Raw genomic sequence first — 10864 nt, forward strand, 5'->3', positions numbered from 1 at the left:
GGCACTGCCCGAGTAGGGTGGGGCGCATGACAACGCTAGACTTCTCCATTTCGCAGCACCCGAACCCCGCAACCGACGCGGAGCGCGAAGCCATTTTGGCTGACCCGGCGTTTGGGCAAGAGTTCACCGACCACATGGTTTCCATCGAGTGGACCGAGGACAAGGGCTGGCACGACGCGCAGGTGCGCCCGTATGGGCCCATCTCCCTGGACCCCGCGACCAACGTCTTCCACTACGGGCAGGCCATTTTTGAGGGCCTGAAGGCGTACCGCCACGCCGACGGTTCCATCAGCACCTTCCGGCCGGAGCAGAACGCGAAGCGCATGCAGCACTCCGCCCACCGTCTGGCCATGCCGGAGCTGCCGGAGGAGTTGTTTATCGAGTCGCTGCGCCAGCTGGTGAGCATCGATAAGGCGTGGGTGCCCGAGGCGGGCGGCGAGGCCGCGCTGTACCTGCGTCCCTTCATGATCGGCACCGAGAAGACCCTGGGCGTCAAGCCCTCCCATTCGTACATGTTCTACGTCATCGCCTCGCCCGCGGGCGCGTACTTCTCCGGCGGCGTGAAGCCGGTCTCCGTGTGGGTGTCTAAGGAGTACGTCCGCGCCGCGCCGGGCGGCACTGGCGACGCAAAGTTCGCCGGCAACTACGCGGGCTCGCTGCTCGCGCAGGCGGAGGCCCAGGAGAAGGGCTGCGACCAGGTGGTCTGGCTCGACGCCATCGAGCGCAAGTACATCGAGGAGATGGGCGGCATGAACCTCATGTTCGTCGAGGGCTCCGGGGACGACGCCACACTGGTCACCCCGGCGCTGTCCGGTTCGCTGCTCGCCGGCATCACCCGCAAGTCGCTGCTCCAGGTCGCGGAAGACGCCGGCTTGGGCACTGAGGAGCGCAAGATCACCGTGGAACAGTGGCGCGAGGGAGTGGAAAACGGCACGATCACGGAGACGCTGGCGTGCGGCACCGCTGCGGTGCTCACCCCGGTGGGGCGCGTGCGTAGTGCGGACGGCGAGTTCACCATCAACAACAATGAGGCCGGTCCGATCACGATGTCGCTGCGCGAGCGCCTGCGGGGAATCCAGAACGGCAGCGTGGAGGACACCCACGGGTGGAACGTCACGCTGGTTGAGGCGTAGAGCGCCTCACCCGGCCTAGCGCGGCTCCGGCCGGCTCGTGGCACGCAGCTGCGTGAGCGCCTCGGCTGCCATCTCCGCGGCCATGTTGACCTGCGGCAGCGCGGCCAGCGCGCCCGCCGCCTGGCCCGTGGTCATGTCCAGGGCAAGCACCGGGGTCAGCTCGAGCGCCTGGAGGCAGCCGATGTGCGCCGGCTCTGGGCTTACCCCGCCGGCGATGCACCAGCGCTTCGTGCCGGGGGCGAGTCGCTCTGCTGTGTAGGCGGCGACGGAGGGGAGCGCGGCGTCGATAAGCACTGGCGTCCTGCGCGCCGCGGACTGGGCGACGAGGCCCACGAGGAAGGCCATGTCGGGGCCAGAGATCTCCGCGAGCACGCGCTCAACGTTGTCGGCGATGGTGCGGGCGCGGAACATTGCGTCGCGGATCGCGGCGACCTTGACCTTCCACACCTCGTCGTTGATCCCGGAGCCGCGGCCGATCGCCTTGACCGGCTCGGTGCGCGTGAGTGTGCCGTACACCGCGGCGGCGACCGTGGTATCGCCGACGCCCACGTTGCCGGGGATGATGAGGTCGGTGCCGGAATCCACCTCGTGGTCGGCCACCTCCATGCCCCGCGCGATGGCAGCGGCGCACTGCTGCGTGGTCATCGCGGGCTCCACGTCGATCGCGCCGGTGACCTCGTCGAAATCGTCTACCACGCGCACCGACGCCCCCGCGGCGCGCGCCGCGATGTGCGCCGGACCCGCGCCGGCCTCAAGCTGTTCCAGCAGCGTCGCGCCTGCGTCCGGCTCCCACGCGGACACGCCGCGCTGGGCTACGCCGTGGCGAGCGGCAACGATGACCGCGCGCGGGTGGGCGAACGGCGCGGGCGTCGACGCCCCCTGCACCCCCGCGACCCACGCGCCGATGTCGGCCAACCGGCCCAGGTTCCGCCCCGGCACGGAGCGCGCGAGGAGGCGCGACACGTTCCGCGCGCGGCCGAGATCGGGGGATTGCACGGGCGCGAAGTCGACGCCGGCCAGATGGGGCTCGGTCATGGCTTAGACCTTCTCGCCGATGCTCACCTGCGGTTTGGGCGAGCGCCAGTTGCGCGGCTGCGACGCGCGAGAGAACGCGTACATACCCAGGCCGAAGCCGGTCTCGGTGGTGCCCGGGAACTTGGCGCGCACCGCGTTGTTCACGCGCTTGCCAATCACGAAGGCCTCGATGAAGATGGCCAGGATAAACAGCATGGTCAGCCCGGAGAGCACCGCGGACACCTCGGGCAGCCACGTGCCAATGAACAGGACCACCACGAGCACAAGCGCGACCGGCATCACGTAGTTGTTGAAGAAGCGGCGCGCGTCGACCCAGTCGCGCGCGTAGCGGCGCACCTCGCCCTTGTCGCGGTCCATGAGGTAGCGCTCGTCGCCAGCGTCGATGCGCGCCTGAATCTCCTTGTTCGCGCGGCGGTTCTCCGCGCGCTGCTCCTTCTTGTAGGCCCTCCACTCCTCCTTCGACATGGAGGCCTTGAGCTCCTTGTTCTTCTGCGCGCGCTGCGCCTGCGTCATGTTGTCAGGGTCGCGCACAACGCCGCGCTTGACCTCCTGGTCGTGGCGCTTCGGGGTCGGCCGCCCCTTCGGCGGCGTGTAGCCCTTCGGGTACTTGGGCTCGTCGTGTGCATCGCTTATCGACGCCCCCTTGTCCCCACCGGATGCCCCACCGATCTCCGCGGCGGAGATGGCGGTCGAGCCGCCCCCGGCCCGCTGCTCGGACTGTTGCTCAGATTTCTGCCATGGGAGTTTCACGCACTCTAGGCTACAAGGCGCCGCCCGGAAAGGAGCAATGCGCTGCCGGGAATAATCGCCCACGGCCCCGCGTTGCGAGGCGTGAGGAAACCCCACCGACCCCACCGATGCTGCGCGGGCAGTATGATGGGGCAAACTCCGGCCACATATATAAGGAGAGATTTCAATGACTGCACCTACCTCTGCAACTGGTGTGAACCTGACCGAGGCCGCCGCGGCGAAGGCCAAGGCGCTGCTGGACCAGGAAGGCCGCACCGACCTGTCCCTGCGCATCGCCGTGCAGCCGGGTGGCTGCGCTGGTCTGCGCTACCAGCTGTACTTCGACGACCGCGACCTGGACGGCGACAAGGCCGACGAGGTCGGCGGTGTCCGTCTCGTTGTGGACAAGATGAGCGTGCCCTACCTGATGGGCGCCACCATCGACTTCGCCGACACGATCGAGCAGCAGGGCTTCACCATCGACAACCCGAACGCCGGTGGCTCCTGCGCTTGCGGCGACTCCTTCAACTAAGTCGCAACGCGAAAGAATCCCGCCCTCCACACAGGCGACAAGCTGTGTAGCGGACGGGATTCATTTCTCATAGGCCGATTGTTTCTGCGTTATTCGCAGGCGACGCCATCGCCGTCGCGGTCCAAGGCGGAGCGGTAGCCAGGCTCATAGTCGTAGATGGGATTTACACCAGCCTCGCGGGCTGCAGCGCAATTGCGGTAGTAGCCGTTTGCAGGCCGCTTCCCGTTCTGATTAGCGGGTGCGGGGCGCGCTTGGGGTGCTGGTGCTGGAGCTGGTTTGGGCACAGACCGCGGGGCCGGAGCAGGCTTGGGTGCTTGCCGCGGAGCGTTCGCTGGTGCTGTGTTCTGGCGGGGCGCCGGCTTCTGTGCCGGTGCTTTTGCTCGGGGGCGGGGCCCAGGAATAACTCCCGGAAGGGGGTTAGGGATGAGTCGCTGCTGGACTGCCCAAACTGTCGCGCCAGCGCCCAAGCCAACGACCGCAAGAATGGCGGCAATCGTAATGGCAGCGGCTGCGCCTGTGGAGAGCTCATTGTCTTCTGCGTGAGCAGCCTCTTGCGAAGTAACCTCGGTAGCTTGCGCATTCGGCACAGACGTTAGGGAAAACATGCATGCGCCAGCCAGCCCTAGCGCCAGAATTGACTTTTTCATAACTAAAGAATAGCAGCATGCTTTGAATTGCCTTGTAGTTTGGATGGCGTGATGTTGCGCACTTTCTGAACCTCGTCTACGCCCCGCAGCCGTGCTGCTCGCGCAGCCACGTCTTCGCTTCGTCGAGGGCCTCGTCCCCGGTGGAGGTGGGGGAGTCGGGCTGGATCGGATACTCGGCGAACTCTTCGCCCGTTCGGGCCTTGTCCTTAGCCATGGTGAGCATGAGTACGCTGCCATCCGGGAAGTCGTAGAGCATGTTCGCGGAGGCGAAACCAGCCGTGGGGGTGCCGAAGGAGCGTGCGGTGTCCAGACCGCGGAAAGCGAGCATGGTTGCCTCGCCGGAGGAGGCGGTGGTGGCGTCGACAAGCACTGCGGTGGGCGCTTCCCACTTACCGCCTGCAGTTTCCAGCGGGGTGCCGCCGCCGCTGACCGCGTTGCCGTCGACCGTGACCTGAGACGTGTTGACGCGGCTGACGAACTCGAGCGCCGTCCCGTCGGGCAGGAGCGGGGACAGGCCGGCGATCATGGGGCCCATGTCGCCGCCGTCGTTGCCCCGGAGATCAACGATTGCGCCGCACGCCCCGCCGTCCCGGGCCTCGAGCAGTCCACTGGTGAGGGTGTCCGCGTACTGCTGGATTTCATCGTTCCGGCCGATGCCCGGCACAGTTGCGACCGCGACGTTTCCCACCGTTGTCACTCCGACCTGGGCAGTAGGGCTGCCTTCTTCGGCGTCGGGCTGCTGGGTTTCCGCCGGAATGAGCCTGGAGTGCTTGCCGCCGGCGGCGTGGACAGCCTGGTCGAGCACGTCCAGGAGCTCGGCCTGGTGCTCCGCGCCCTCCGCAGCCTCCTCTGCCTTGGCTCGAGCGGCGGCGAACTCCTCCGAGTCTCCGTAAAGCCCCATGGACTCAGACAGGTCGAGCACCGTGCGGGCGTAGCGCTGCGGAGAATCTTTGCCCAGGAACTTTGCCTGGCCGGTCATCTGCGCGGAGAGTGTCGGCCCCCAGACGTAGCAGGCGGCCGCGAGGGCCAGGCCGATGGCGACTACGACGCCGCCGAGGACGAGAAGAATTTTCTTTGCTGTACTCATGGTGTCCATTCCACCGTGGCGGCGGGGCTCGGACAATGGTGGCAACCGGAGTCTTTGGGTAGAGCTAGCGCTACCCCTTGAGCTCGCGCAGCTACTTCGCCGGCGGCCGGTGCTGCCTGGCGCAAATGGAACTAGCTCCATCTGGACGGATGCTGCCTGCAAAACGCCTGGTCGGCTGGGGTCGCCCGGTGCAAATGGAGCTAACGCCATGTAGATAGCTGTGTCGGGGAAACGCCCGGTCGGCTGGGGCTGCCAAGTGCAAACGGAGCTAGCTCCATGTGGATAGGTGTGTCGGGGAATCGCCTGGTCGGCTGGGGCTGCCCGGTGCAAATGGAGCTAACGCCATGTAGATAGCTGTGTCGGGGAAACGCCCGGTCGGCTGGTGCTGCCAAGTGCAAACGGAGCTAGCTCCATGTGGATAGGTGTGTCGGGGAATCGCCTGGTCGGCTGGGGCCGCCCGGTGCAAACGGAGCTAGCTCCATCTAGACGCACGTGGCCCGTAAAACGCCCGGCCGGCTGGTGCTGCCAGGTGCAAACGGAGCTAGCTCCATCTAGACGGACGCTGCCCGTAAAACGCCTGGTCGCGGACCCCGGCGCCGCCCAAAGGGAGCTAGCTCCATTTGCCCCGTGTGCACCCAGCCCCCTTTGCGCACCCAGCGCCCCCCGTGCGCACCCAGCCCCGGCGTGCCCCCCGGATCCGCCAGCCCACGCAGGACCCCCAAACGCGGCCGCCCGTTTACAGCTTGACCGGGTACTCCTTGTGCTCGATCTGCGGGTCGATACGGTGCTCGACGAAGATGCCGTGCCACACCATAAACGCCAGCACGGTCCACAGGCGCCGCGAGTGATCCGAGATGCCGTCGCGGTGCTCCTTGAGCATCTCCAGCACGGCCTTCTTGTCAAAGATGTGCTCGGTCTGCGACTCGTTGATGGTGTCCTGCGCCCAGCCGTACAGTTCCTCGCCGGCGAGCCAGTGGCGCATCGGCACCGGGAAGCCGAGCTTGCGGCGGTTGAGCACGTGCGCGGGCACGATTTGCTCCATCGCGCGGCGGAGCGCGTACTTGGTCGTCCCGTTCGCAATCTTCTGCTCATGCGGGATCGTCTGCGCGACCTCGAACACTTCCTTGTCCAGGAAGGGCACGCGCAGCTCGAGTGAGTTGGCCATGTTCATCTTGTCCGCCTTCACCAGGATGTCGCCACGCATCCAGGTAAAGAGGTCAAGGTTCTGCATGCGCGCCACCGGGTCCATGCTTGTCGACGCCGCGTAAATCGGCGCCGTGACCTCGCGGTGGTCCCACTCGCGCTTCGCCCAGGGAAGCACCCGCTCCAGCTGCTGGAAGTTGAAGGACCGTGCGTTGCCGTAATAGCGGTCTTCCATCGGTGTGGTGCCGCGCTCGAGCAGGCTCTTGCCCTTCATGCCTTCCGGTAGGACCTGTCCGAGCCTGTTTAGCCCGCGCAGCAGGGGAGAGGGGAGCTTCTCAAACGGAGCGAGCGACAGCGGCTCCTTGTAGATGGTGTAGCCGCCGAACAGCTCGTCGGCGCCCTCGCCGGACAGCACGACCTTGACGTGCTTGCGCGCTTCCTGGGCCACGAAGAACAGGGGCACGAGCGACGGGTCGGCGACGGGGTCGTCGAGGTACCACATGATCCTCGGGATGGCGTCGGCGTACTCCTCGGGGGAGACGATCTTCACGATGTGCTCTACGCCGATGGCCTCGGCAGACTCGGCCGCCACGTCGACCTCCGAGTAGCCTTCGCGCTCAAAGCCGGTGGTGAAGGTGAGCAGGTCCGGGTTGTGGCGCTTTGCCAGCGCGGCGATTGCGGTGGAGTCGATACCGCCGGAGAGGAAGGAGCCGACGGTAACGTCCGCACGCATGTGCTTCGCCACCGAGTCCTCAAGCGCCGCTGCGATGCGGTCGTAGAGGTCTTGCTCCTTGTCCTTGGTCACCGGGGTGGTGCGGAAATCGGGCTTGAAGTAACGCTCCGCGTGGACCTCGCCGCCCGGGGTCAGGGTGACGGTGCAGCCGGACTCTACGCGGCGAATTCCGGCGTGCAGTGTCTCTGGCTCAGGGACGTACTGCAGGTCCACGTAATGCTCGATGGCGCGACGGTCCAGGCCGTTGTCTTGACCGGAGAGGTCAAGGCCCAACTGCTCGGACATGTTCAGGATGGACTTCTTCTCGGAGGCGAAAACGGTACCGGCGTCGGTCGTGGCGTAGAACAGCGGCTTGATGCCAAACAGGTCGCGGGCGGCAAACATCGTCTTGGTCTCGGTATCCCAGATCACGATGCCGAACATGCCGCGCAGGTGCTTGACCACATCCTTGCCCCAGTGGTGGTAGCCCACCACAATCGGCTCGCCGTCGCCGGAAGTATTGAACGTGTAGCCGGCGGCCTGGAGCTCTTCGCGCAGCTCGATGTAGTTGTAAATCTCCCCGTTGAACGTCATGGCGTAGCGCTCGGGGTTCTCGGCCGGGCCCCAGCGCAGCGGCTGGTGGGAGTGCTCGAGGTCAATGATGGCCAGGCGGTTGAAGCCGAACACTGCGTCGTCGTCGTGCCAGGTGCCGGCGGCGTCCGGGCCACGGTGGTACATGCACGGCAGCGCGTCGTCCACGGCTGGGACGAAGGTGCTGGCGTTGGATCCGGCGGTAAGCATTGCAAGCAGGCCACACATCGTAAGTTGAACCTTCTCCTTATATATACGGTGCGCCGCAAGCATCGGCCGGGGCGCGTCATGATGTGTTCCAGGATAAGGTTCCGAGGGCTGGAACGGCGAACCAGACGTGGCCGCGGTGGTTCAACCTTTAGCCCGTCCCCGATTGGGGGCCAACTTTCGGATGAACTTTTTGGCGAAAAATCCGTTTTTTGGGTGACACAGACCACGCTGTGGGTGGGGGATGGGGAAAAGCCAAGGGTGGCGGGTGTGCGTCGAGAAGCGAAAGCTTGGCGCGTTGCGGCTCCAATCTGCAATTCCGTGCCTGCCCGCTGGATGAACTATTCTGACTGGGTAGGAATGGGTAGGAATGCTCTGGCATTTCTATGAACGTTCATCGTTTTCAACGAATTGAAGTGTGGACAGGAAGGCAGACACACGTGGAAAAGGAAACAAAGCGCAGCTTTGCCCGGAAGCTCGGTGTAGCAGGCTCGCTCCTGCTCGGTGGCTTCGCGCTCGCTGGCTGCAGCGTTGCTCCCCCGGAGGCCCTCGCTAACGTGCTGGACATGGGCTGGCCGGACCCGATTACGCCGGAGGGCACTGAGCTGTACAACTTCTGGGTGTGGGTCTGGGTTGCCGCCTGGATTGTCGGCATCATCATGTGGGGCCTGTTCCTCACCGCTGTGTTCAAGTGGAACCGCAAGGCCAAGGAAAAGAAGGGTGAGGGCGAGTTCCCGAAGCAGCTGCAGTACAACGTCCCGCTGGAGCTTGCGCTGACCATCGTGCCGATCGTCATCGTTATGGTCCTGTTCTTCTTCACCGTGCAGTCGCAGACCAAGGTCACCGCGCTGGACAAGGATCCGAAGGTGACCGTGGACGTCACCGCGTTCCAGTGGAACTGGAAGTTCGGCTACGCCGAGCTCGACGGCGAGTTCACCAACAACGGCCAGAAGTACGAGGGTGTGGACAAGGAGCGCCAGGCGCTCGCCGAGGAGACCAAGCACGATCCGGAAGACATGCCGAACGCGAACCCGATTCACGGTATGTCCCAGGGCGACCAGTCGTATCTGAACTTCAACAAAATCGAGACCATCGGTTCCACCGAGGAAATCCCGGTGCTGGTGCTGCCGACCGACACGCCGATCGAGTTCCGTCTCGCATCCGGCGACGTCTCCCACGCGTTCTGGATTCCGGAGTTCCTGTTCAAGCGCGACGTCTACGCACACCCGGAGGCGAACCAGCAGCAGCGCAGCTTCCAGATCGAGCGCATTGAGAAGGAAGGCGCATTCGTCGGCCGCTGTGCCGAGATGTGCGGTACCTACCACTCGATGATGAACTTCGAGCTCCGCGCAGTCTCGCCGGAGAAGTTCAAGGACTACATGGAGTTCCGCGAAGCCAACCCGGAGGCGCCGAACTCGGACGCGCTGAAGGCTATCGGCGAGGAGCCGTTCGCAACGACCACCCACCCGTTTGTCACTGACCGCACCGCAACCCGCGACGGCGATAACGCCGTTGTCGCTGCCAACAACTAAGAAAGAGGAAGTGTAGAACTATGGGTCCTGGCGCAAAAGTTTTCTACGCAATCGGCACCTTCTTGGGTCTGATGGCGGTGATCTACATCTTCGCCACGAGCTGGATTGGTGAAGATGCTTACCTGTTCGGCCTCGAGTGGGTCGGCGGCGTTGCCCTCGTTCTGGCAACCGCCCTGTGCTTCATGATGGGTGTGTACCTCGACTTCACCGAGCGACGCATGGACGTCGTCCCCGAGGACTGGGAAGAGGCGGAGATCGAAGACGGCGCGGGCGTGCTCGGCTTCTTCTCCCCGCACTCCATTTGGCCGTTCGCAATGTCCGGCGCGGTGCTCTTCCTCGGCTTGGGTATCGCCTTCTACCAGCTGTGGCTGATCGCCTTCGGTGCAGTGTTCCTCATCTGGACCACCACCCAGCTCAACCTGCAGTACGGCATCCCGCGCGAGAAGCACTAACTGCTCCGCCCCGCTGCCTTCGCGGGTCCGCAAGCCTCGGCACTTCGGTGCCGGGGCTTTTTGCTTAGCGACGCCCACCCGCCCAGGGGTCAACCGAAAGTAGGTCCGCGCGCCAAATCCCCTGGGAGAAAATGTGAGAAGTGACACATTCGGGAACTTGGGGAACCAGCAGTGCGACCGTGAATCCGTCGGTCGGGGAGGGGCACGGGGTTGTGGAAATCGATGCCCGGCGGCGCTCGCTTGTGTCGTGTTGGTGTGACCAGGGACGATGCGCGTCGTAAAGCGCGGGCCAAAAGTTCCCGAGTTTTTCAAAAAGTTTTCCGTAACCGTTGTTCGCGCTGAAACGGCAGGTTGGGGCATGCCTGTCAGAGAAAGTCCGGGGGTATTCGAGGTGACTTTAAGGCGGAAACGCGCCATAATCACATGCGTGACGACCGCAATTACTAATCAAGGTATGGCGACACCGCAGAATCGTGTCCCAGTGCTGAACCGACCCAACATGGTCAGCGTTGGCACGATGGCGTTCCTCGCCCAAGAGTTGATGTTCTTTGCCGGCTTGTTCGCGATGTACTTCACGTCGCGCGCAAACGGCCTGGCCGCCGGAGACTGGGCGCACCAGACGGAAAACCTGAACGTTATTTTTGGCCTCATCATTACTATCGTTCTGCTGGCTTCCTCGGTGACGTCCCAGGTGGGCGTATTTGCTGCAGAAAGGGGTGACGTATTCGGGCTTCGCAAGTGGTTCTCCGTAACCATTCTGCTCGGTGTGGTCTTCCTGGGCCTCGTCGCGTTTGAGTGGACTGAGATGGTGCACGAGGGCGTGACGCCGCAGGCAAGCGTCTACGGCTCGGTGTTCTACATCATCACCGGATTCCACATGGCGCACGTGACCGCGGGCATCCTCGCGTTTATCGTGGTGCTGCTCCGCGTTTCCAAGTCGAAGTTCACCCCGGCGCAGGCTACGGCCGCAATGGTGACCTCCTACTACTGGCACTTCGTGGACGTCGTGTGGATCGGCGTGTTCACCACGATCTACCTCGTCCAGTAGCCGGCCTAGTAACCGT

The 10864-nt window shown here is 64.5% G+C and carries 10 protein-coding genes; 5 read left to right on the forward strand and 5 right to left on the reverse strand.

The genetic code is table 11. From position 1 onward, the window contains the following. Positions 1–26: 26 nt before the first annotated feature. A complete protein-coding gene (locus CKJ85_RS07220; protein WP_095553899.1) occupies positions 27–1133 on the forward strand; it encodes a branched-chain amino acid aminotransferase in 1107 nt (368 codons plus the stop codon). Between the two features lie 15 nt (positions 1134–1148). On the opposite strand, the gene CKJ85_RS07225 is transcribed toward CKJ85_RS07220, so the two are convergent. Together CKJ85_RS07225 and CKJ85_RS07230 are read right to left on the reverse strand one after the other, a co-directional pair. After that, the gene (locus CKJ85_RS07225) at positions 1149–2168 is read right to left on the reverse strand and encodes a nicotinate-nucleotide--dimethylbenzimidazole phosphoribosyltransferase (RefSeq protein WP_095553900.1); all 1020 of its coding nucleotides are present in this window, start codon (positions 2166–2168) and stop codon (positions 1149–1151) included. Between the two features lie 3 nt (positions 2169–2171). Then, the gene (locus tag CKJ85_RS07230; protein WP_233126994.1) at positions 2172–2918 is read right to left on the reverse strand and encodes a DUF3043 domain-containing protein; all 747 of its coding nucleotides are present in this window, start codon (positions 2916–2918) and stop codon (positions 2172–2174) included. 166 nt (positions 2919–3084) lie between these two features. Between CKJ85_RS07230 and CKJ85_RS07235 the strand changes: the two genes are divergently transcribed. Further along, positions 3085–3429: an iron-sulfur cluster assembly accessory protein gene (locus CKJ85_RS07235; protein ID WP_095278134.1), complete on the forward strand. Its 345-nt coding sequence runs from the start codon at positions 3085–3087 to the stop codon at positions 3427–3429. An 89-nt stretch (positions 3430–3518) separates the two neighbouring features. Here CKJ85_RS07235 and CKJ85_RS12380 read toward each other — a convergent pair whose 3' ends face one another. From CKJ85_RS12380 to asnB, 3 genes are all read right to left on the reverse strand, one after another. Next, a complete protein-coding gene (locus CKJ85_RS12380) occupies positions 3519–4076 on the reverse strand; it encodes an excalibur calcium-binding domain-containing protein (RefSeq protein ID WP_095534905.1) in 558 nt (185 codons plus the stop codon). Positions 4077–4152: 76 nt separating this feature from the next. Next, complete coding sequence (locus tag CKJ85_RS07245) at positions 4153–5163, reverse strand: S41 family peptidase (protein ID WP_095553989.1); 1011 nt, start codon at positions 5161–5163, stop codon at positions 4153–4155. 736 nt (positions 5164–5899) lie between these two features. Beyond that, a complete protein-coding gene (gene asnB / locus CKJ85_RS07250; RefSeq protein ID WP_095553902.1) occupies positions 5900–7837 on the reverse strand; it encodes an asparagine synthase (glutamine-hydrolyzing) in 1938 nt (645 codons plus the stop codon). Positions 7838–8256: 419 nt separating this feature from the next. On the opposite strand from asnB, the gene CKJ85_RS07255 reads away from it, so the two are divergent. The 3 genes from CKJ85_RS07255 to CKJ85_RS07265 all read left to right on the forward strand — a co-directional run bounded on the left by CKJ85_RS07255 (position 8257) and on the right by CKJ85_RS07265 (position 10848). Continuing rightward, positions 8257–9348, forward strand: coding sequence for a cytochrome c oxidase subunit II (locus CKJ85_RS07255; protein WP_095534902.1), 1092 nt, complete (start codon positions 8257–8259; stop codon positions 9346–9348). A 20-nt stretch (positions 9349–9368) separates the two neighbouring features. Continuing rightward, positions 9369–9800, forward strand: a complete 432-nt coding sequence (locus CKJ85_RS07260; RefSeq protein ID WP_095278124.1) for a cytochrome c oxidase subunit 4 — start codon at positions 9369–9371, stop codon at positions 9798–9800. Between the two features lie 427 nt (positions 9801–10227). Further along, positions 10228–10848, forward strand: coding sequence for a heme-copper oxidase subunit III (locus tag CKJ85_RS07265; protein WP_173783230.1), 621 nt, complete (start codon positions 10228–10230; stop codon positions 10846–10848). Positions 10849–10864: the final 16 nt, after the last annotated feature.

Origin of the sequence: Corynebacterium sp. NML 150383 (assembly GCF_002285085.1) — a bacterium.
Taxonomy (GTDB): domain Bacteria; phylum Actinomycetota; class Actinomycetes; order Mycobacteriales; family Mycobacteriaceae; genus Corynebacterium; species Corynebacterium gottingense.